The sequence below is a fragment of the Kitasatospora sp. NPDC085879 genome (genome assembly GCF_040686255.1).
Lineage (GTDB): Bacteria > Actinomycetota > Actinomycetes > Streptomycetales > Streptomycetaceae > Kitasatospora.
In genome coordinates this window covers 1-20,150 of record NZ_JBFBJZ010000095.1, presented here as the reverse complement: position 1 = coordinate 20,150, position 20,150 = coordinate 1, and the positions used below count along the sequence as shown (strand labels likewise).

The 20,150-nt window shown below is 75.5% G+C and carries 18 protein-coding genes; 6 read left to right on the top strand and 12 right to left on the bottom strand.

Going from position 1 to position 20,150, the window contains the following annotated elements:
• Nucleotides 1-37 precede the first annotated feature (37 nt).
• From AB0P35_RS37875 to AB0P35_RS37860, 4 genes are all read right to left on the bottom strand, one after another.
• On the bottom strand, nucleotides 38-2,314 hold the full coding sequence (locus AB0P35_RS37875) for a hypothetical protein (RefSeq protein ID WP_363520268.1): 2,277 nt from the start codon (nucleotides 2,312-2,314) through the stop codon (nucleotides 38-40).
• 130 nt (nucleotides 2,315-2,444) lie between these two features.
• Nucleotides 2,445-3,167 (bottom strand): hypothetical protein, encoded by a 723-nt coding sequence (locus AB0P35_RS37870; protein ID WP_363520265.1) that lies wholly within the window; start codon nucleotides 3,165-3,167, stop codon nucleotides 2,445-2,447.
• A gap of 134 nt (nucleotides 3,168-3,301) precedes the next feature.
• Nucleotides 3,302-5,260 carry a WD40 repeat domain-containing protein gene (locus AB0P35_RS37865; RefSeq protein WP_363520262.1) on the bottom strand — a complete coding sequence of 653 codons (1,959 nt, stop codon included), beginning with the start codon at nucleotides 5,258-5,260 and terminating at the stop codon, nucleotides 3,302-3,304.
• A 404-nt stretch (nucleotides 5,261-5,664) separates the two neighbouring features.
• The gene (locus AB0P35_RS37860) at nucleotides 5,665-6,234 is read right to left on the bottom strand and encodes a GNAT family N-acetyltransferase (protein WP_363520259.1); all 570 of its coding nucleotides are present in this window, start codon (nucleotides 6,232-6,234) and stop codon (nucleotides 5,665-5,667) included.
• A gap of 408 nt (nucleotides 6,235-6,642) precedes the next feature.
• On the opposite strand from AB0P35_RS37860, the gene AB0P35_RS37855 reads away from it, so the two are divergent.
• Entirely contained in the window at nucleotides 6,643-7,170 is a 528-nt protein-coding gene (locus AB0P35_RS37855; protein ID WP_363520256.1) for a histidine phosphatase family protein, read from the top strand.
• A 135-nt stretch (nucleotides 7,171-7,305) separates the two neighbouring features.
• On the opposite strand, the gene AB0P35_RS37850 is transcribed toward AB0P35_RS37855, so the two are convergent.
• Nucleotides 7,306-7,851, bottom strand: a complete 546-nt coding sequence (locus AB0P35_RS37850) for a GNAT family N-acetyltransferase (RefSeq protein WP_363520253.1) — start codon at nucleotides 7,849-7,851, stop codon at nucleotides 7,306-7,308.
• 31 nt (nucleotides 7,852-7,882) lie between these two features.
• Nucleotides 7,883-9,130: an aminotransferase class I/II-fold pyridoxal phosphate-dependent enzyme gene (locus AB0P35_RS37845; protein WP_363520250.1), complete on the bottom strand. Its 1,248-nt coding sequence runs from the start codon at nucleotides 9,128-9,130 to the stop codon at nucleotides 7,883-7,885.
• A gap of 266 nt (nucleotides 9,131-9,396) precedes the next feature.
• Here AB0P35_RS37845 and AB0P35_RS37840 point away from each other — a divergent pair, with 266 nt between their 5' ends.
• Both AB0P35_RS37840 and zwf read left to right on the top strand, forming a co-directional pair.
• Complete coding sequence (locus tag AB0P35_RS37840) at nucleotides 9,397-10,797, top strand: lamin tail domain-containing protein (RefSeq protein ID WP_363520274.1); 1,401 nt, start codon at nucleotides 9,397-9,399, stop codon at nucleotides 10,795-10,797.
• A 253-nt stretch (nucleotides 10,798-11,050) separates the two neighbouring features.
• Entirely contained in the window at nucleotides 11,051-12,427 is a 1,377-nt protein-coding gene (gene zwf, locus AB0P35_RS37835) for a glucose-6-phosphate dehydrogenase (RefSeq protein WP_363520247.1), read from the top strand.
• Between the two features lie 26 nt (nucleotides 12,428-12,453).
• Here zwf and AB0P35_RS37830 read toward each other — a convergent pair whose 3' ends face one another.
• Nucleotides 12,454-12,711 carry a hypothetical protein gene (locus AB0P35_RS37830; RefSeq protein ID WP_095875716.1) on the bottom strand — a complete coding sequence of 86 codons (258 nt, stop codon included), beginning with the start codon at nucleotides 12,709-12,711 and terminating at the stop codon, nucleotides 12,454-12,456.
• A gap of 123 nt (nucleotides 12,712-12,834) precedes the next feature.
• Here AB0P35_RS37830 and AB0P35_RS37825 point away from each other — a divergent pair, with 123 nt between their 5' ends.
• Together AB0P35_RS37825 and AB0P35_RS37820 are read left to right on the top strand one after the other, a co-directional pair.
• The gene (locus tag AB0P35_RS37825) at nucleotides 12,835-13,275 is read left to right on the top strand and encodes an NTP pyrophosphohydrolase (protein ID WP_363520271.1); all 441 of its coding nucleotides are present in this window, start codon (nucleotides 12,835-12,837) and stop codon (nucleotides 13,273-13,275) included.
• A 388-nt stretch (nucleotides 13,276-13,663) separates the two neighbouring features.
• On the top strand, nucleotides 13,664-14,251 hold the full coding sequence (locus AB0P35_RS37820) for a polysaccharide deacetylase family protein (RefSeq protein WP_363520244.1): 588 nt from the start codon (nucleotides 13,664-13,666) through the stop codon (nucleotides 14,249-14,251).
• Between the two features lie 101 nt (nucleotides 14,252-14,352).
• Here AB0P35_RS37820 and AB0P35_RS37815 read toward each other — a convergent pair whose 3' ends face one another.
• From AB0P35_RS37815 to AB0P35_RS37795, 5 genes are all read right to left on the bottom strand, one after another.
• Entirely contained in the window at nucleotides 14,353-15,939 is a 1,587-nt protein-coding gene (locus tag AB0P35_RS37815; RefSeq protein WP_363520241.1) for an alpha/beta fold hydrolase, read from the bottom strand.
• A gap of 234 nt (nucleotides 15,940-16,173) precedes the next feature.
• Nucleotides 16,174-17,676 (bottom strand): alpha/beta hydrolase, encoded by a 1,503-nt coding sequence (locus tag AB0P35_RS37810; RefSeq protein ID WP_363520238.1) that lies wholly within the window; start codon nucleotides 17,674-17,676, stop codon nucleotides 16,174-16,176.
• Nucleotides 17,677-17,924: 248 nt separating this feature from the next.
• On the bottom strand, nucleotides 17,925-18,422 hold the full coding sequence (locus AB0P35_RS37805; protein WP_363520236.1) for a GNAT family N-acetyltransferase: 498 nt from the start codon (nucleotides 18,420-18,422) through the stop codon (nucleotides 17,925-17,927).
• An 18-nt stretch (nucleotides 18,423-18,440) separates the two neighbouring features.
• Nucleotides 18,441-18,851: a VOC family protein gene (locus AB0P35_RS37800; protein WP_363520233.1), complete on the bottom strand. Its 411-nt coding sequence runs from the start codon at nucleotides 18,849-18,851 to the stop codon at nucleotides 18,441-18,443.
• A 94-nt stretch (nucleotides 18,852-18,945) separates the two neighbouring features.
• On the bottom strand, nucleotides 18,946-19,338 hold the full coding sequence (locus tag AB0P35_RS37795; protein ID WP_257019352.1) for an AraC family transcriptional regulator: 393 nt from the start codon (nucleotides 19,336-19,338) through the stop codon (nucleotides 18,946-18,948).
• A gap of 311 nt (nucleotides 19,339-19,649) precedes the next feature.
• Here AB0P35_RS37795 and AB0P35_RS37790 point away from each other — a divergent pair, with 311 nt between their 5' ends.
• The gene (locus AB0P35_RS37790; RefSeq protein WP_363520230.1) at nucleotides 19,650-20,138 is read left to right on the top strand and encodes a sortase; all 489 of its coding nucleotides are present in this window, start codon (nucleotides 19,650-19,652) and stop codon (nucleotides 20,136-20,138) included.
• Nucleotides 20,139-20,150 lie beyond the last annotated feature (12 nt).

Sequence of the window (20,150 nt, the reverse complement as noted above, 5' to 3'; positions counted from 1 at the left end):
GTCGGGCCGTGCGGCGGGCGCACGGCGGCGGGCGGTGTCAGCTGCCGGACGCACCGCCCGGGGCGGCCGCACCGTCCCCGGTGGCGAGCCGGGCGAGTGCGGCCCGCAGGAACGGGCTCGGCACCTGGTAGCCGCCCTCCTCGCGGATCGGGGCGCGCCTCGGCTCCTCGGCGGAACCGCCCTGGCCCGCGCCGGTACCGGCGGAAGCGGCCGGGCCGTCGTCGTCCGGGCGGCCGCGGCGGGCGGCGGCGGACCGGGCGCGGTCGAGGTAGTCCTCGTCCGGCGACGAGGCCGTGCCCGCGCCGCTCGTGCCCTCGTCGCGGGTGCCCCGGGCAAGGCCGTCGCCGCCACCCGCGGAATCCCCGCCCCCGGTTCCGGTGCCCGTGGCGGCAGCGTTGCCGTCGGTGGAGGAGTCGCTGCCGAGGCCGGCGAGCGCCTCGGAGCCGTCGGCGCCCGCGTCGGGGCCGAGCAGGGCGGTGGTCAGCTGGTTGAGCAGGGTGTTCTGCTCGGCCGGGGTCTCCGCGCCGGCGGCGGCCGTGTGGGGCTGGGGGACGTGGCCTTCGGCGCGGGCGGAGTCGAGCCACCTGCGGCGCATCCGCTCCCAGTGGCGGTCGCCCTCCTCACGCTGGACGGCCTGGCCGGTGATGCCGCGGTCGCTGAGGAGCATCTCCTCCTCGTCCTCCGGCCCCTCGCAGCCGAAGCGGGTCGGGCGGAGGAAGCGGTTGGCTCCGCGCTTCTCGCCGCGGGCGCCGGCTCCGCCCATGCCGGCCGGAGCGTGGGCGCCGGCCATGCCCGGCTGGCCGGTGGTGCGGCCGGTCGCGCTGCCGGGTTCGCCCCGGCCGAGTCCCGCGCCGCCGGTGCCCGTACCGGCGCCGGCCCGCAGGCCGCCCTCCGTTCCGACGCCGCCGGCGCCGAGCCCGGCACGGGTGGTGAGCCCCCGGCCCGTGGCGCTGCCGCCACCGCCCGCGCCGCCCAGGCCGCCGCCGAGACCGCGCGAAGCACCCGAACCGCCGCCGATACCGCCGGCACCGCCCAAGCCGCCGAGTCCGCGGGAGCCGGAGGTGCCGCCGCCCAGGCCGCCGGGGCTTCCGAGGCCGAGCGGCTTGTAGGCCGCGGTGGGACGGGTGCCGCCGGTGCCACCGGTGCCACCGGTGCCACCGCCGCGGCCGAGGCCACCGAGGCCGCCGAACGGCATGCCGCCGATCGCCCCGCCGGGGCCGCCGATCCCGGTGCCGCCCGGGGTGGGCGGGTTCCACGGGGCGAGGGTGCCCGTGCCGCCGACACTGCCCGCACCGCCGACGCCGCCGGAGGAGCCGGGCAGGTCCTTGAGCCCTGCCAGACCCAGCTTGGGCGTCAGCGGCGTGAAGACCGGGGCGCCGCCGCCGGCGCCGCCGACCGAGCCTCCACCGCCCAGGCCGCCGGTCGGCGAGCCGGGCGTCGGCGCCTGGAAGGGCCGGAGCGAGGTGAGTTGGGGCTTGTAGGCAGCCGCGCCTCCGGCACCACCGCCCGCGCCGCCGCCGAAGCCGCCGGGCATTCCCCCCGGCATCCCGCCCGGCGTGCCCGCCGCGGCGGGGTCGAACGGAGCCGACATCGGTCCGGCGGGCATGCCGGGGACGGCCCCGTCCGGCAGGGTGGCGCCGGCCGGCACCGCGTCGATCCCGGTCCTGGCGGTGGGGTGCAGCAGGCTGGTGGGGTCGAGGGCGGAGTTCGGCCCGGTGGTGCGGGTGGGCGAGGTGCCGTCGCCGCCGGAGCCGCCGAGCCGCGCCACCTGGCCGGCGCTAGTCATCCGCTCGACGTGCCCCGCGCTCTGGCGCAGCATCGTGTCGATGTTCGAACCGACCTGGCCGACATAGGTGTTGTAGGTGTCCGCGGCCGTCTTGATGCCCTCGGACTGGGCGATGTCGTCGTGCTTTCCGGCCGGGTTCTGCTCCATGTACTCCTTGGCGTACTGGAGTTCGCGCACCATCTCGGACTTGGTCTGGGAGACGGCCTCGTGAGCGCCGCGCAGGGACTGGGCCATCGCGGCGCCGGCGTCGAGGGTGGTGTTCGCGTGCGACTGGTCGCTGCCGGCGTACTTGCGCAGGTAGCCCTGGAAGCTCTCGGCGGCCGAGCCGGACATGTTGGCCATGGCGCGGTTTGCGCTGGCGACGATGGTGCGCACGGCCGGCTCGGCGGCGGCGTTCCACGCCTCCCAGGCGGCGGCGAGTTCCTCCAGCAGATCCTCGTTCGCGTCGGGGAAGACGACGGAGGATCCGTGTTCGTTGCTCTGGACGATCTTCAGCACTTCGGCGAGGTCGGGAGGCAGCTGGATCATGACGAGTCGCTCTCTTGGGCTGGCCGGCTGGCCTGGGACTGGGGGACCGGAGCCGGCGGGGATCTCCCGCCGGGACTCGTTTACTTCAGGATTTGACGGTACATCGGCTGAATTAACGTCAGGAAAACGCTCAGATCAGCTGGTGGCCGCCGCCGCCGTGCACCGGGCGCTCCACCTCGTTGTCCTCGTCGCGGTGGTTGTAGGAGAGGTCGGGCGCGTCCGGGTTGTGGTACGCGGACCCCGTGGGGTGCGTCGGCGGCAGCGTCATCAGGGCCGGCGAAGCCTCCTCCATCGGGATGCGCCTGATGCCGTCGACCGCCCTCAGCGGCTCCGTCGCCTGGCTCGCCGGGATGCCGTCGACGGCCCGCAGCGGCTCGGTGCCCTGGGTCATCGGGATGCCGTCCACCCTGCGGAGCGGCTCCGACGCCTGGGTCATCGGGACGCCGTCCACCGCGGCCAGCCGGGCGGTGGACTCGGTCGGTGTCGCGAGCGCGCCGGGCTCGCCGCCCCGGCCGCCGTTGAGCCGGGAGAGCTCGGCGGTCTGGCTCGCCTCGGTCTCCCGGTAGCGCTGCACCATCAGCTCCAGGTTGGCCGCCATCTGCGCGGAGTTCTGCAGATAGGCCTTGACCCCGGCGAAGACCTGCTCCTGGTGCTCGGGCAGCCCGCCCACCGACGAGGTCCCGCCGGTCAGCGACTTGCCGACGGCCTCGCTGCCGTAGGCCGTCGCCTTGATCTGCTTGATCACCGATTCCAGCCGCGCCGTAGGCGCTTCCAGGTCGTCGAGCATGGCCCGGATCGCCTTGGCCGCGGCCTCCACCTCGTCCAGGTCGATCCTGAAGGACGAACCGCTCATGATGTGCCCCCACCCCAGTTCCGCCAGGCTCTCGCCTGCCTGTGCCGGCCGCGCTGCCGCGCCGCCGGTCGGCCGGCCCGCCGCACAGCGGGCCGGCCCTTCGGTCGATCGGTCGAGTACGTCGGACGCGCCGCTCAGAGAGCGGTCGCGCCCTCCGGACCGACCATGTACAGACCCGTGTCACCGAACGCGATCGCGAGCGGCACCCGGTCCACCTTCGCCTCGTTGAGGAGCGCGCCACTGGAGACGTGCCACAGGCGCAGCGTCGCCTCCTGGTCGCCGCAGGCCAGCAACACCTCGCCGTCGAGATCCTGCAGGGTGACGCTGCGCACCGCGGCGCCGCCGCCGGCGAACTCGCCGACCGCGCCGCCGTCACGGGCGTCCCAGATCCGCAGCACGCCGTCGGCGCCGCCCGCGGCCAGCACCTCGCGGCCGCCGACCAGCCCGAAGACCAGCACCTCCACCGGTCCGGCCACACCTGCGAGTTCGAGCAGCGGTCGGCCGTCGGTGGCGTCCCACAGGCCGACCCGGCCGGCGGGCCCGCCGGTGGCGACGGTCTGACGGCCCGCCACGGCAGCGGCGGCGAGCGCCGTGACGCCGTCGGGGTCGGCGGTGAACCGCCGCAGCTGGGCGCCGCCGAGCGCGTCGCGGACCCGCACCGTGCCGTCCTCGCCCGCGGAGACCAGCAGTGCCGGCGAGTCCTCGACGGGCGGGCAGAAGGCGAGGCCGGAGACCGGGCCGGTGTGCGGGGCCGGCAGCGGGAGGTCCGTGCCGGTCCGGGCGTCGAGGCAGCGCACGGCGCCGGCCGCGGTGCCGCAGACCAGCAGCGGCTGCTCGTCCGCGGGGCAGAGGGCCATGGAGGTGACCGCGCCGCCGTCGGGGCCCGCCGCCCACAGCTGGGCGCCGCCGGCCGCGTCGAGGAGCCGGACGGTGCCGTCGCCGTGGCCCACGGCCAGCCGCGGCCGGCCGTCCTGCTCGAGGACGGTGAGCGTGTTGACGGGGTGGCCGCCGGGCGGTGCCGGGAGGTCGGCGACCCGGGTGAAGCCGGCCGGGTCCCAGAGCACGACGGCACCGTGCTCGTCGCCGACGGCGAGCAGCGGGCGGCCGTCGAGGCGCAGCGCGGCCAGCGAGGTGAGCCAGCCCTGCCGGGAGGGGCGGCCGTCGACGGCCGTTCCGGTGTAGACGTCCCACAGGCGGAGGGTGCCGTCGAGCGAGCAGGAGGCGAGCAGCGGGTCGCCGTCCGACGGCAGGAAGGCCAGGCCGGTGACGGAAGCGGAGTGGCCGGTGAGGACGGCGACGGGCTGCCCGGTGGCGAGGTCCCACAGGCGGGCGGTGCCGTCGGCGCCGGCCGAGGCCAGGACCGCCTGGTTGCCGAGGGCGAGGACGGCGAGCGCGGTGACCCGGTCGGTGTGGCCGACCAGGAGGTGCAACTGTTCGCCGGTGGCGGTGTCCCAGACCCGGATGAGGCCGTCGGCACCGCCGGCGGCGAGCAGGTCGAGGTCGGCGCAGCGGGCGTGGCACAGCGCGTCGGCGCCGGCGCCGGCGACCGGCAGCAGACCGAGGCCGCGGCCGTCCGCGGTGTGCCAGGCGCGGATCTCCCCGGCGCGTCCGGCGGAGAAGGCCAGTGGCACGCCGTGCACCTGGGCGGCGGAGACCACCTGGGCGCCCTCGCCGCCGGCGGTGCCGTGCAGGAGGTCGCCGCTGACGGCGTCCCAGACCTGGACGGCGCCGTCCTCGCCGCCGACCGCGAAGAGTTCGCGGCCCTGTGCCGAGCCGAGAGCCACCGCCGTGGGCAGCACGCCGGCGTCGGTGCCGGAGCCGCCGAGCGCGGCGGCGTCCTCGAGTGCGGTCAGGCCGAAGCCCTCGCCGGGCCTGGCGAGCGCGTACGCCGGGCGGCCTCCGACGGAGCCGACGGCGGCGGCCGGTCGGCCCGCGCCGTCGGTGTCTCCGGCGGGAGCCGGCTCCGGCTGGTCGAGGTGGACGACTGCGGCGGGCAGCAGGCCCGCGGCGGCGGGGTCGAGGGCCTGGGCGACGAGGACCTCCAGGGCCCGGGCGATACCGGGGACGGGGACGCCTGCGGCGTCGTCCCACACGGCGTCACCGCCCGGTGGTGTTCCGGTGGCCACCAGGCGACGCCCGGGTGTCGAACCGGCGTCGGCACCGGCCTCCACCTGCGCGTTTCCCGGCGCGGCGGATGAGAGCGCTTTCAAGACCCGCGTCAGAAAGACCGGGTCGATACGACCGCTTCTGAACGCGCGGCCACCGGCCGCGACGCGCTCGACCCGGAACGCTCCGGTCGCCTCGACCACGAGGTCGATCCGGCCGCCCGCCGGGCCGTCGGCGGGCGCGGTGAACCGCAGTACTCCCGAGCCCTCCCCGGGCACCGTCTCCGTGGACGGCGAAACAGCTCCCCCCGACATCAGGGTCCCCTCCCTCTCGACGGGCCACCCCGTCGTCGTGCGTGCCATGCGGTACCCCGCGTGCTCGCGACCGTGCGTCAGCACAGGTCCTCGGGCACCAGCGTCGCGTGTACGGCGTCGTGCAGCGCGTGCGTCCGCGAACTGCGGAACAGTCCCGGACGGAATCCGGCGCGGCGGAATCCGATATAGGCACCAACTACCTGAACAGGCATGTTATCTGCCGCAGCGTACGCGTCAATCCGGCCCAGTCCGAGCTGCTCGAAGCCGAAGCGGCAGAGCAGGCGCAGCGCCGACGTGGCCGTCCTGAGACTGCGCGCCTCGGGCAGCAGCCACACGGCGGCCTCCGCGGCGCCCTCCCCGGGACGCAGGTCGACGAGTTCGGCCCAGCCGACGGCGCGGCCGTCCTCCGCCGCGGCCACGGTAAAGTACGCCGCCCGGTCCAGTGCCCAGAGGCGTGCCGGGACGTCGGTGAGCCAGCGCGCCGCGGCGTCGAGGTCCTGATGGGGGATCACCCCCTGCATGAACTCGCGGACCAGCGGGTCGCGGGTGCCGGCCAGGACGGTCGCGGCGTCCGCGGCCTCGGGCCGTCGGAGCACGACGGTGCCGTCGGCCAGTTCCGGTACGGCCAGGGAGCTCAGGCGACGCACCGTCAGACCTCCTTGCCGCACTGTCTGATCATCCGATCATTCTGTCAGGGCCCCGAGCATCCACCGCTCGGCCGGAACTCCACCCGCCGACCGGCGGGTTTGCCCTCCCCCGACCGGCGGGCCACTCCCCCGCCGAACGGCGGGGGCGGTAGCGGCCGGCTACCGGCCCGGCCCGCTACCGTACGCACGTGCGGTAACGGCCGGCTACCGGCCCGGCCCGCTACCGTACGCACGCGATCGGTACCGCTGGCCGGTGCTTTCCGGCCGCACCGGCCGCCGCCCGGGAGTTCCCCGGCTTCGAGGCCACCGTTCTGTACCCCGGCCGCTGAACGTCTGCCGATGAGCCGCAGCCGCGAGACCGTGCCCGTCCGGCGAGGCGGTGGCGCTCCGCCGCGGGAGCGCGGGAGGATGCGGGGTGTGAGTGGATCCGAACCCCGCACCCTGGTCGTGCTGCGGCACGCGAAGTCCGCCTGGCCGGACGGTGTGCCGGACCTCCGTCGCCCGCTCGGGCCGCGGGGGCTGCGGGACGCGCCGGCCGCCGGGCAGTGGCTGGCCGCGCGGGGGCTGGTGCCGGGCGCCGTGGTGTGCTCGCCCTCGCTGCGGACCCGGCAGACGTTCGAGCTGGCCGCGGCCGCGTGGGAGGCGGTGCCGCCCGTGGTCTTCGACGAGCGGATCTACGCCGCCGACGCGGAGGAACTGGTCGAGGTCGTCCGCGGTCTGGATCCGGCCGTGGGCACCGCCCTGCTGGTCGGCCACCAGCCCGGGGTGCAGGACCTGGTCGAGCTGCTGGCCGCCGGCACCGGCGGCGATGCCATGGACCGGTTGCAGACCAAGTTCCCCACCAGTGCCATCGCCGTGCTCGACCTCGCCGGCCCCTGGCGGAGCACCGCGCCGGACACCGGCCGCCTGCGGGACTTCACCGTCCCGCGCGGCTGACGGCCGGTCGAGCGCCGCCGCCCAGCACCACGGGGTCGAGCACACCGGGGGCATCCGAGGCTCTCGCCGTCGACGGCGACCGGACCGACCGGCCCGCTCCCACACCTGGCCGCCCGGCCGCCCGGCGGCGGGAGTTCAGCCCTGCGGGGCGTCGTCCTCGGGCCCGGCCGCGGGCGCCGTGAGGTCCACGCGCCAGTCGTGGCTGCGCATCCAGGTGCCGGGCGGGAACTCGAAGTCGGTCTCGCCGAGGAGGGTGAAGCCGGCCCTGCGGCAGACCGCGTTGGAGGCCGGGTTGCCGACGGACGGGAAGGCGTGCAGGTGGCGGCGGCGGCCGTCGGTACGGGCGGCCGCGACGGCGGCCCGGGCGGCGGCGACCGCGAGGCCCCGGCCCTGGTACGGCGGCAGGATGTTCCAGCCCATCTCGTACACCGTCTGGCCCTGCCAGGTCCGGGTGCCGTAGCCGACCGTACCGACGGGCTCGCCCTCGGGCAGCAGCACGACGCGGTACATGCAGCCCAGTCCCGCGGGGACGAAGTCCAGGTAGCGGCGGTGGCGCAGCAGGAGCCGTTCCTCGGTCTCCGGGCCGCCGACGTGTTTCTTCATCGCCGGGGTGTTGACCCGCCGCAGCAGATCGAGGTCGGCGTCCATCCACGGCTCGATCCGTATCCGTGCCCGTTCCATCGGTTGGCCCCTTCCGTTCGCGGTTCCGGGGTCAGCCTGCCATCCGCAGGGCGTCGCCCATGCGGCGGAGTGCCTCGCGCAGGACGGCCGGCGGGGTCGCGAAGTTGAGCCGGACGCATCCGGCGCCGCCGGTGCCGAAGACGTGGCCGGAGCTGAGGGCGACCCGGGCGTCGTCGAGGAACATCCTCGCCGGGCCGGCGAGGTCGCCCACCACGCCGGGGCCGGCCGGGGGTTCGTCGTCGTGCAGGCCGAGGTGGGTGAAGTCCAGCCAGGCGAGGTAGGTGCCCTCGGGCGGGAGGTACCGGGCGCCGGGGAGGTGTTCGGCGACGAGCCGGCCGAGCAGGGTGCGGTTGGCGGCGAGTCCGGTCAGCAGGTCGTCGAGCCACCGGGTGCCGTCGCGGAAGGCCGCGGTGTGGGCGATGACGCCCAGGTGGCTGGGGCCGTGGCCGACCTCCTCGGGCATGCGGCGCAGGTCGTCGGCGGCCTCCGGCCCGGCGACGGCGAGGGCGGCCTTGAGGCCGGCGAGGTTCCAGGCCTTGGACGCGGAGGTCAGGGTGAAGCCGTTCTCGGCACCCGGCACGGCGAGGAACGGGGTGAAGACGGCGCCGGGCAGCACCAGCGGGGCGTGGATCTCGTCGGAGACCACCCGGACGCCGTGCTCGCGGGCGAGCACCGCGACCGCCTCCAGTTCGGCGCGGGTGTGCACGGTGCCGGTGGGGTTGTGCGGGTTGCTCATCAGGAACGCGGCGCGTCGGCCGCCGCGTCGGGCGCGGCGGAACGCCTCGTCGAGGGCGGCGAGGTCGAGCCGCAGGTCGGGGCCGAGCGGTGCCTCGACGATCTCACGGCCGTCATGGCCGACGAAGGCGTAGAACGGCGGGTAGACGGGCGGGCAGACGACGACGGCGTCGCCGGGACCGGTGACCAGGCGGAGTGTCTCGACGATGCCCAGCATCACGTCCGGTACGAGGGCGGTGTGCTCGACCCGCAGGCCGTCCCACGACCAGCGTTCGGCGGCGAAGGCCGCGAGGGCCTCCGCGTAGCCGGTGCCGTGCGGGTACCCGGTGTCGCCGAGGTCGACGGCGGCGCGCAGTGCCTCGGTGACGGCGGGGGCGAGCGGGACGTCCATCTCCGCGACCCAGAGCGGCAGGACGTCCTCGGGGTGGGCGCGCCACTTCATGCTGGTGCGCTGCCGGAGCTGCTCCAGGGAGAGCCGGACGAGGGGGTCCGTCCGGGCGGTGTCCGCGGGTTCGGCGGGCGGTTGGTGGGCGGGTCCGGTCACGCTGTGCTCCCCTGCCCGGCGGGGCCGGGTGTCCGTTCGGGCGGCTGGTCGGATCGACCGCCTGCCGTCATGCCTTCCCCGTGGCCGGGAGCGAGAATCGACGGGAGGACGGGAACCCGGGCCGGGCGGGGCGGTGGCCGCGGCTCCGGTTCGTCCGGTGTTCACAGCGCACTCGCCTGTCGGAGGGCGGGCGTTCGGTCCGGCTCGGGACCGTGGTGCCGGCCTGTCAGATCGACCCCAGGACGGACATCGTGACCGCTCCCCGCATGCCCCGGTGGCGCCGCAGCCTCCGTGTCTTCCTCGTCGCCGTCGCCGGCCCGGTGCTGGCCGCCGGTACGCTCGCCGCGCCGTCGGCGCAGGCCGCCGCGTCGGACGACGTCCGGATCAACGAGGTGGTGACCACCGGAAGCGTCAACGACTCGATCGAGCTCTACAACAAGGGCACGGCCGCCGTCGACGTGTCGGGCTGGATCCTCAAGGACGACAACAACGGCTCGAATTACACGATCGCCTCGGGGACGGTGCTGGCGGCGGGCGGGTTCCGGGCGTTCGACGTCCACAACGCGTTCGGCCTGGGCTCCTCCGACAAGGCGCGGCTGTACCTGCCGAACGGCAGCACGCTGGTCGACAGCTTCACCTGGAGCAGCCACTCCGCCCCGTCCTGGTCGCGCTGCCCGGACGGCACGGGCGCGTTCGGGTCGGCGGCGCTGACCCTGGGTGCGGCGAACAGCTGCGGCGGCGGGGGCAGCCCTGCGGCGTGGCCGGGCGGCAGCTCGGTCGCCACGGCCGACGCCTCCAACGTCTTCGGCTCGGACCTGAGCGGCCTGTACCAGGAGGGCGGCGTGCTGTGGGGCGCGCAGAACTCCGGGAAGCTGTGGCGGCTCGTCCCGAACGGCTCCGGCGGCTGGACGCCGGACACCGCCAACGGCTGGACCTCCGGCAAGACGCTGCGCTTCCCGGGCGGCTCCGGCACCCCTGACAGCGAGGGTGTCACGGTCACCGGCGCGGGCTCCGCGGGCGGTGTGTTCGTCGCGAGCGAGCGCAACGGCGACGCGTCCGGCACCAGCCGGCTCTCGGTGCTGCGCTACGACGTCGGCGGCACCGGCACCTCGCTGACCTCCACCCGCGAGTGGAACCTGACCGCGGACCTGCCGTCGGTGGGCTCCAACCTCGGCTTCGAGGGCATCACCTGGGTCCCGGACACCGCGCTGACCGCCGCCGGGTTCAAGGACGGCTCGACGGGCGCCGCGTACGACCCGGCCGGGTACGGCGCGCACACCGGCGGTGTGTTCTTCGTCGGTGTCGAGGGCACCGGCAGTGTCCACGGCTACGTCCTGCAGGACTCGGGCGCCTTCACCCGGGTCGCCTCGATCAGCAGCGGGATGGCCGGGGTGATGGAGGTGCAGTGGGAGCCGCAGGCCTCGCGCCTGTGGGTGGTCTGCGACGACACCTGCAACGGCCAGCACCGGACGATGCAGGTCGACGCCTCCGGCGTGTTCGCCACCACCGCGGTCTACAACCGCCCGAGCGGCATGGCGAACATCAACAACGAGGGCTTCGCCCTGGCCGGGGCCGACGAGTGCGTCGCCGGTACCAAGCCGGTGTACTGGGCCGACGACAGCAACACCTCCGGCCACGCGCTGCGCCGGGGCACCGTGTCCTGCTGACACCGTGCCGGAGGGCGGCGGTCCCGGCCGGGGCCGCCGCCGCAGCACGGACGGCGTCGGCCCGCAACAGCAGCACGGGGTGCCGCCCGCCCGGCCCCGTTGTAACTTGCACCTGACAGGCCTCCCACGGCCGCGCGCACGTGCCAGGCCTCCGTACCGGGGCCGCGGCCGCCGCACCCCGGGGCGCCACCTCGTCCACCCGGCACCGCAGAGGCCCGTCCCCGACCGTCTCCCGAGAGCAGGAGAACCGGAGATGACGACACGACAGGTGGACGCGCTGGTGATCTTCGGCGCGACCGGCGACCTCGCCAAGCTGGAAACCTTCCCCGCCCTGGTGGGCCTCGTCGAGCGCGGCGTCCTGGACGTCCCGGTGGTCGGCGTAGCCAAGGCCGGCTGGGGCCTGGAGCAGTTCCGCGCCTACGCCGAGGCCTCCCTCACCCTCAACGGCATGGACCCGGGCAGCCCGTCGGCCGTGAAGCTGCTGGGCCTGCTGCGCTACGTCGACGGGGACCTCGACGACGACGCCACCTACGCCGCCATGTCCGACGCCATGGGGCCCGGGCAGCGGGCGCTGTACTACCTGGAGGTGCCGCCGCCGCTGTTCGGCCGGATCGCCCGCGGCATCGCCACCGCCGGCCGGGCCGAGAACGCCAGGATCATGGTGGAGAAGCCGTTCGGCACCGACCTCGACAGCGCCCGCGCGCTCAACGCCACCATGCACGAGTACTTCACCGAGGACGCGATCTACCGGGTCGACCACTGGCTCGGGCTCGACCCGGTGGAGAACGTGCTGTTCGCACGGTTCGCGAACTCGGTGCTCGAGCCGCTGCTCAACCGCACCCACGTCGAGTCCGTGCAGATCACCATGGCCGAGGCCTTCGACGTGGCCGACCGCGGCCGGTTCTACGACCGCACCGGCGCCGTCCGGGACGTCGTCCAGAACCACATGCTGCAGGTCCTCGCCACCGTGCTCGCCGACCCGCCGACCGGCCGCGGCCTGCAGGCCTGGCGGGACTCCAAGGCCCAGATCGTCTCCTCGCTGCGCCCGCTCACCCCCGAGACCGTGGTGCGCGGCCAGTACGAGGGGTACCTCGACGTCGACGGCGTCGCCGCAGGATCCACGGTCGAGACGTACGCGGCGATCCGCCTCGCCTCCGACTCCTGGCGGTGGGCCGACGTGCCGATCGTGATCCGCGCCGGCAAGTGCCTGCCGGTCACCGCCACCGAGGTCGCCATCCGCTTCCGGCGGGCGCCGCACGACGTGTTCGGCCTCCGCCCGGCGCCCGCCACCAACACGCTGCGCTTCCGGGTCTGGCCGGAGACCCAGGTGGTGCTGACCCTGGCCGGCAAGAAGCCCGGCGGCGGCTGGGAGCCCGAGCACGAGGAGCTGGCCTTCAGCGAGCGGCCCGGATCGGACATGCGGCCCTACGACCGGCTGATCGGCGCGGCCCTCGACGGCGACCGGTGGCTGTTCGCCCGCCAGGACACCGTCGAGGCGGCGTGGCGGATCGTCGACCCGATCCTCGGCGACGCCGTCCCCGTCCACCCCTACGCCAGGGGCACCTGGGGGCCCAAGGAGGCCGACGCCCTGCTGCCGAACGGCGAGTCCTGGCTGGACCCGGCGGGCTGACCGCACCGGCCGGGACGGCCCGCCTGCTACGCGCCGCGCAGCAGGCGGGCGACCGCGAGCGGGTCCTCCCCCAGGGCCACCAGCCGCTCGCCGAGGCGTCTGATCTGCGCGTCCTTCTCGTTCTCCGCGGCGGCGACGTTGGCCAGTGCCGTCCGGGCCCCGTGGGCCGCGCCGCCCTCGAACACCCGCCGGACGAAGGCGTCGGCGGCCGGCCGCTGCAGGCCGCCGACGAGGGCGAGCAGTTCGTCGGTGTACGCGGCGGCGGGATCGGGCTCGAGCTCCATGGCTTCATCAAACCGCCGGGGCCCGCCAGGCGCGACACGGGCGGGCGCGGTACGGGCCCTGCTGTCGCGTCGTCAGAGGCGTCCCGCCCGGCGGCGGAGTGGACCGTGGCAGGCTTGGCCGTCATGGGCGAGTACGACGAGGGCGGGCCGGCGGCGGGTGTGCCGCTGCTGGTGGTGGACGCCGCCAATGTGGTGGGTTCGGTCCCCGACGGGTGGTGGCGGGACCGCCGCGGCGCGGCCGAGCGGCTGCGCGACGCCCTGGTGCCGCTCGCCGAACACGGCCTGGGCGACCGCGCCGACCTGCCCGACTGGGTCCGCACCGGCCCGCTGGAGGTGGTCCTCGTCGTCGAGGGCGCGGCCCGCGGCATCGCCGCCCTGCCGCAGGTCCGCGTCGAGTCCGCGCCCGGCAGCGGCGACGACCGGATCGTCGACACCGTCGCCACCGCCCTGGCAGACGCCCCGCAGCGCCGCTGCCTGGTGGTCACCGCGGACCGCGGCCTCCGCAGCCGCGTCACCGCCCTCGGCGCCGACGTCGCAGGCCCCCGGACGGTCCGCCCGTCCTGACCGCGTCACTCGGGCGGCCCTTCACTCGGCCGGCCCAGGGCGACCCGGGCGGGTTCCTACCCTGGTCCGGGGCCGGGTCGCGGCCGGGTCGCGGACGGGTGCGGGAGTGCGGGCGGTCGGCGGGTACGGTCCGCGGGTGGCGGTTCGCCGGGGAGGCCGTAGCGTCGCGACCGTGACTCCGATCGGCCGTCGCGGCCTCTTGCGTGCAGCGGGGCTCGGCGCGGTCGGTGCGGCCGTCGCGGCGTGCGGAGCGCGGCCGCGTTCCACCGCCGCCGTGCCTTCGCACCCGCCCTCACCTGTCCCGTCCTCACCTGTCCGGCCGTCGCCGACCGCGAGTCCGTCGGAGCCGGCCTCGGCGAAGGCGCTGCCCGCCGATCTGCCGTTCCAGGTGTCGTCGGGGCCGCGGGACGGCGACCGGGTGGCGCTGACCTTCCACGGCCAGGGCGGCGCGGACGTCGCGGAGGCGCTGCTCGCCGGGGCCGCCGCGGCCGGGGCGCGGATCACCGTGCTGGCGGTCGGCACCTGGCTGGACGAGCAGCCGGACATCGCCCGCCGGATCCTGGACGCCGGTCACGAGCTGGGCAACCACACCCTGACGCACCGCAACATCTCCGCGATGGGCGCGGACGCTGCTTACGCGGAGATCGCGGGCTGCGCGGAGCGGCTGGAGCGCCTCACCGGTTCGAGGGGCCGCTGGCTGCGCCCGTCCCAGGCCGAGTACTGCACGCCGACGCTGACGGCGCAGGCCCGCCGCGCCGGGTACGAGCACTGCCTCGGGTACGACGTGGACTCGCTCGACTACACGGATCCCGGTCCGGCGGCCGTCCGCAGGAACGTCATGGACCGGATCCGGCCCGGATCCGTGGTGAGCCTCCACTTCGGCCACCACGGCACGGTGCTCGCGCTGCCGGACATCCTGCGGGACCTCGAGGCCCGCGGACTGCGCGCGGTGACCGCCTCCGAACTGTTCTCCTGACCGGCCGTCACCGGGTCCGGCCGGCGGGCGGTGCCCGCCGGCCGGACCGCGACCGTTCGTACGGTGGTCAGCACCGCCGGACGGTCAGTGCCGCCGGACGGTCACGCCGGGAACGGGTCGGCGTCCGGCTTGAGGAGCTGCCCCGGCCGGGGTGCGGCGCGGTCCACCAGGTACGAGGTGACCACCGCGTTGAGTGCGGCGCTGCGGCCGACCGCGCAGTGCTCGACGACGTCCACGGTGACCAGGACGGCGTTGCCCAGCTCGCGCTGCATGCGCTGGGCGAAGGCGTACCGGGTGGCCGGGTCGTAGGTGTTGCCGATCACCATGACCGGGGTGGCGGTCCGGTGGTTCCACGGGCCGGTGTAGCGCTCGGACCACAGGGCCGGCGCGGGCCAGGTCGCGCACGGCGGCGCGTCGAAGGCCTGGTAGCGGCCGAAGGTCGGCGACTCCAGCTCCCAGGCGCGGGCCACCAGGGGGAAGAGCTTCGGGGCCGGCGGGAACGGCTTGTCCTGGCAGTTGACGCCGTAGTAGGAGTCGTCGGAGCTGTACGGAGTGTCCGCCGGGGCCTCGCGCAGGGCCGCCGGGGCGAGCACGGCCAGCAGCTTCGCGTCACCGGTGGCGGCGGGCGCGCCGAGGGTCTGCCGGGGGTTGACCACCTGGTCCAGGGCCTCCAGCGAGCGTGCCAGCGGTGCCTGGCGGCTCTGGGCGTACAGGGCGTTGGCGACCTGGCTGGTGAAGGTGGACAGGGTGACGGTGGAGCCGTCCGGCAGGGCGACCGGGGCGGTGCGCAGGTGGTCGCGGAGGGCGTCGAACTTGGCGCGGGTGTCCGGCGCGGCGAAGGCGCAGCGCGGTGCCCCGGCGGTCTGGCAGCGCTTCAGGAACTCGCCGAGGGCGAGTTCGAACCCGGTGGCGCGCTGCCGGTCGTACTCGAGGCCGTTCTGCAGGCGCAGTTGCGGGTCGACGTTGCCGTCGATGATCAGTGCGCGGGTCCTGTCCGGGTACATGTTGGCGTAGGTCGCGCCGATCAGGGTGCCGTAGGAGAAGCCGGCGTAGGTGAGTTTGGCGTCGCCGACGGCCTGGCGCATCCGGTCGAGGTCGCGGACGACGTTCATGGTGGACATGTGCTTGACGAGCTCGCCGGCGTTGCGCCCGCAGGCGTCGGTGTAGTCCTTGTCGGCGGCGAGGGTGGCGTCGATCTCGGCCGGGGTGACGGGGACGCCGACCATGCGGTCGAAGACGGCGGCGGCGTCCTCGTCGGTGGTGAAGCAGCGGAGCGGATTGCTCCTGGCCACGCCGCGGGGGTCGAAGCCGACCAGGTCGAAGCTGTCGGTGACCCGCGGTTCGAAGCGGGTGGTGGTGGCCCACAGGTATCCGCTGCCGCCGGGGCCGCCGGGGTTGAGGAAGAGCGAGCCGATCCGCTTGGCGGGGTCGCCGGCCCGGCGGCGCATCATCGCGATGCCGATCTTCTCGCCGGACGGGTTCGCGTAGTCGAGCGGGACGGGGTAGACGGCGCAGTCGTAGATCTTGGGGTCGGGCTTGGACGGATCGGGGTTGCACGGCGTCCAGTTGACCGGTTCCACCTTGGCCGTCGCAGCCTGTACCGGTGCGGCCGAGGCTGTGGCGGCCGTACCGGTGACGAGGGCGAGCGCGCTGGTGAGCGCCACGGCCAGGGTCGACAGACGTAACAAGGGACCTCCCTGTGTCGGCAAACCCACACAGCGTGGCAGCAAGAAGGCCGAAGGGGAAGACGCGTACACGACATGCTCGGTGACGGACCGTCGACCCAGCGCGGCGCGGCCCGATCCGGCGCCGCGGCGGGACGGCCGGCCGGGCCGCTGCGGTGCGCACCTGGTGCGAGCGCCTCCCCGGGGGCGCGCCCCGCCCGTGGTGGCGGGCGGGGCGGCGCGGGGTCGGCGGCGGGGTCAGTGCTCGGCCGGGCAGAGGGTGTCGTGCGCGGGCCGCCGGCCGTCGACCAGGAAGCTGGTCACCAGCCGGTCGCCGCAGGCGTTCCCGTGGGCGGCGTAGGCGTCGTGGCCGCCCGAGTCGACGCTCACCAGGCGGGCCCGGTCGCCGAGGGCGGCGCGCAGCCGGAGGGCGCCGCGGTAGGGCGTGGCGGGGTCGCGCAGGTTCTGCACCATCAGGATGTTCGACGGCCCGTCGGAGGTGACCTCGGTCGGCGGCTCGGCCGGGTCCGAGGGCCAGAAGGCGCAGGGCATGACGTTCACCGGCATTCCGGCGGTGAGCGGGTGCGCGGTCCGGTCGGCCGCGACGGCGCGGGCGTAGCCGTCGGCCGAGCGGGGCCAGCGGACGTCGTTGCAGAGGGTGCCGACGGAGACCGCGACGGTGTTCTGCATCGCGGCGTCCGGCGGGGTGGCGGCCGGGGGCAGCGCGGCCCGGCCGTCGGCGGCGAGCATCAGCCGGGCGAGACGGGGGAAGCGGGCGTCGTCGTAGAGGGTGTCGAGCATCGCCGCGCGGAGCGTGTTGCCGTCCAGGCGGGCCGGGTTGGCGCCGGGCCAGGGCAGCGGGGCGGTGTCCAGCTTCGCGGCGAGCCGGAGGAACAGCTCGCGGACCTGCTGCGGGGTGTCGGCCAGCCGGTGCTCCGGGTGGCCGGGGTCGGAGGCCCAGGCGGCGAAGTCCGGGAACCGGTCCTCGGCGCCGGTGGCGTAGGCCGCCAGCCAGCCGCGCTCGACGCGGCGCGGGTCGGGGTCGTCGTTGCTGTCGAGCACGATGCGGTCGGTGCGGTCGGGGAACATGGTGGCGTAGACGGCGCCGGCGTAGGTGCCGTAGGAGACGCCCCAGGCGGAGATCCGGCGTTCGCCGAGGGCCTGCCGGATGCGGTCCATGTCGCGGGCCTCGTTCCGGGTGCTGATGCTGCGCAGTACCGGCCCGCCGTTGCGGGTACAGGCGTCGGCGATGCGCCGGGCGGCGGAGAGGTTGCCGGTGATGGAGCCGTCGGGGGCGGGCCAGGGCAGCAGGGTGGTCATCGACAGGTCCTCGTGGGCGAGCCCGCAGTCGACGGGGGTGCTGCGGCCGACGCCGCGCGGGTCGAAGCCGACCAGGTCGTACTGGTCGAGGACGGACTGCGGCAGCCGCCGCGCGGCGCCGGTGGGGCCGTTCAGCCCCGGGTTTCCGGGCCCGCCGGGGACCATGAGCAGGACGCCGCGGCGCTGGTCGGGGCGGGCGGCGGTGATCCGGGAGACGGCGAGGTTCAGCTGCGGACCGTTCGGATCGCCGTGGTCCAGTGGCACGGCGAGCGTGGCGCACTGCTGGCGGGCGTCGGCGGCGGTGTCGGCGCAGGGGCCCCAGGAGAGCGCGGCCGGCCGGGCGGCCGCCGCGGCGCCCGGCGCGGCGGCGGTCGCGGCCGGGACGGTGCTGACGAGGGCGAGGACCGCGGTGGCGGCGGCGGTGAAGTGGGCGATTCGCATGCCGAGAAGTCTTCGCGGCAGGGCCGTCCGGGACGATCCGGCCGGCACCCGGGTCCGTTCTGGTGCCGGCGCCACCCCCGCCCGGGGGCTCTCCCCACCCTCCGCCTCCGGCCCGCAGGCCGGCCTGCCTGCCCGCGGCCTCCGGCACCACGGGCTGACCGCACCGGGCCCGGCACGCCGGAGCCACCGCCGAGCTCGGGACGGGCACACCGGTGACGCCGTCCTCGGTCGCCGGACGACCGTGCCCGTCACGGGACGCGGCGGTCCGGCGGCAGGGGCTTTCGCATCAGGTGCTCGCGGGCCGTGCCGTCCGGCAGCGGGCGGCCGGGTTCGTCGGCGTCGACGAAGCCGTGGCGGCGGTAGAGGGCGAGCGCGGCGGTGTTGCCGGGCAGCACCGCGAGGTTCAGCACGGTGGCGCCCGATGCCGTGGCCCAGCGCTCGACCCCGGTGATCAGCAGGCCGCCGACCCCCCGACCGCGGCCCTCGGGCGCCACCCACAGCGACCGGAGTTCGACGGCGCCGGGACCGCCGGGCATGCCGCTGGCCAGGCCCACCGGGCGGCCGTCCAGCAGCGCCGCCAGGTGGTGGCTGCCCGGCAGGTCGATCCGGGCCCGCCAGCGTTCCTCGGCCGTCCGGTCCCAGTCCGCGAGCCGGGAGGTGAAGGCGTGCGGCGCCTCGGTCAGCGCGGCCAGCCGCAGGTCCCGCCAGAGCGGCCAGTCGTCCGGTCCGAGCTCCCTCAGCAGCATGCGGGCGCGGGCTCCGCTTCAGGCCTTCGGCTGGGTGAAGCGGATGTTGTTGCCGAAGGGGTCGCGCAGCCCGCAGTCGATCCCGTACGGGCGGTCGGTGGGCTCCTCGGTGAACTCGACGCCGCGGCTGAGCAGCGTCTCGTAGGTCTTGCGGCAGTCGTCGGTGCTGAAGATCAGCGAGCCGCCCGTCGCGCCCTTGGTGACGAGTTCGCGGACCTGCTGCGCCGTCTCCTCGGACATCGCCGGCGGGCCGGGCTTCTCCAGCAGGATCTGGCGGTCGGGGTGGCCCGGGACGTTGACGGTCAGCCAGCGCATGAATCCCAGGTCGACGTCGGCGGCGACCTCCAGGCCGAGCTTGCCGACGTAGAAGTCGAGGGCCTCGTCCTGGTCGAGGACGTAGATCTGCGAGTGCGTGATGGAGGTGAACATGGGAACCACGCTAGTGGCCGGGCCCGGCGATTTCTTATCCGAAACTGCTCTGTCGGAACTGCCATGTCGGAGCCGCTGCGGGCGGTGCGTCCGGTCAGGCGCTCGGCCTCGTCCAGGCCATCGTGAAGCAGGTCGGGACGTCCGCGGGCACCGAGCCCCGGCGGTACTCCCGCGGCGACCGGCCGACGATGTCGCGGAAGGTGCGGCTGAACGTCCCCGGGCTGCCGAAGCCCACCTCGAAGCAGATGTCCGTCACGCTGCGGTCGGTCTCCCGCAGCAGGAACATCGCCCGCTCGACCCGGCGGCGCTGCAGGTAGCGGTGCGGTGTCTCGCCGAACACGGCCCGGAAGGTGCGGGCGAAGTGCGCCGGCGACACATGGGCGATCCGGGCCAGCGCCGGGACGTCGAGCGGCTGCGCGTACCGGCGGTCCATGGCGTCCCGGGCCCGGAGCATGCGGCGGTTGGTGTCTTCGGCTGCGCGGCTCACGGCGCCATCCCATCACGTTCCCGGGCCGTCGGAACAGCGCGGACCGCGGGGCCCGGAGCCCGGGCCCGGACGCGAACCTGCTGATGGCCCGTCACCCGTTGGACGCCCCCGTCCGGGATTTCCGTCCGGACCGCCGCACACCGCCGTCACCTGCACAGACGGCCGATCGGTGGCGTGGGACACGCCCGCCCGGACGGCCCGGCCGACCGTCCGTCAGGTTGCCGCACTGACGGACCGTCGGTTTCCTCGGGCTGAGGGCACGGCACCGCACCCGGCAGACCGCCCGACCACGTGCCCGTCGGAGGACATCCATGCAGATTGCACGCGCCGCCATCGGTTCCGCCCTGGCTCTCGGCGCCCTCGCCCTGTCGGCCCCCTCGGCGGCCGCCGACGACTCCGGGATCCGCATCGCTCCCGGCACCGCGAGCCCGGGCTCGACCGTCACCGTGAGCACGGAGGCCTGTGGTCCGGATGTGACGTACGGCAAGGGCGAGTCCGAGGTCGGCGGCCAGTTCCACCTCTTCCAGGGCGACCGCGCGGGCATCCTCGTCGGCACCTTCGAGGTGCCCGCGGACGCCGAGCCCGGCAGCAGCAAGGTCACGGTGAAGTGCCCGCCGCGGATCCAGATGACGGACACCGTCGAGATCAGCCGCCGTCCCAGCGGTGCGGTCGCCGCCGGCGGCGGAGGCACGTCGGGCGCCGACGGCGCCCGGGTCGCACTGGGCGGCGTGCTGCTGGCCGGTGCGGCGGCGGGCGGTGCGGTCAAGGTCCGCCGCCGGCTGCTCCTCGGCCGGGCCTGACCGGCCGGCCCC

Coding starts and splice junctions, on each gene's coding strand:
- AB0P35_RS37810 (WP_363520238.1), bottom strand. CDS start 17,676: ATGCGAATCGCCCACTTCACCGCCGCCGCCACCGCGGTCCTCGCCCTC.
- AB0P35_RS37850 (WP_363520253.1), bottom strand. CDS start 7,851: ATGGAACGGGCACGGATACGGATCGAGCCGTGGATGGACGCCGACCTC.
- AB0P35_RS37855 (WP_363520256.1), top strand. CDS start 6,643: ATGCGGGGTGTGAGTGGATCCGAACCCCGCACCCTGGTCGTGCTGCGG.
- AB0P35_RS37875 (WP_363520268.1), bottom strand. CDS start 2,314: ATGATCCAGCTGCCTCCCGACCTCGCCGAAGTGCTGAAGATCGTCCAG.
- AB0P35_RS37830 (WP_095875716.1), bottom strand. CDS start 12,711: ATGGAGCTCGAGCCCGATCCCGCCGCCGCGTACACCGACGAACTGCTC.
- AB0P35_RS37825 (WP_363520271.1), top strand. CDS start 12,835: ATGGGCGAGTACGACGAGGGCGGGCCGGCGGCGGGTGTGCCGCTGCTG.
- AB0P35_RS37840 (WP_363520274.1), top strand. CDS start 9,397: ATGCCCCGGTGGCGCCGCAGCCTCCGTGTCTTCCTCGTCGCCGTCGCC.
- AB0P35_RS37805 (WP_363520236.1), bottom strand. CDS start 18,422: ATGCTGCTGAGGGAGCTCGGACCGGACGACTGGCCGCTCTGGCGGGAC.
- zwf (WP_363520247.1), top strand. CDS start 11,051: ATGACGACACGACAGGTGGACGCGCTGGTGATCTTCGGCGCGACCGGC.
- AB0P35_RS37870 (WP_363520265.1), bottom strand. CDS start 3,167: ATGAGCGGTTCGTCCTTCAGGATCGACCTGGACGAGGTGGAGGCCGCG.
- AB0P35_RS37800 (WP_363520233.1), bottom strand. CDS start 18,851: ATGTTCACCTCCATCACGCACTCGCAGATCTACGTCCTCGACCAGGAC.
- AB0P35_RS37790 (WP_363520230.1), top strand. CDS start 19,650: ATGCAGATTGCACGCGCCGCCATCGGTTCCGCCCTGGCTCTCGGCGCC.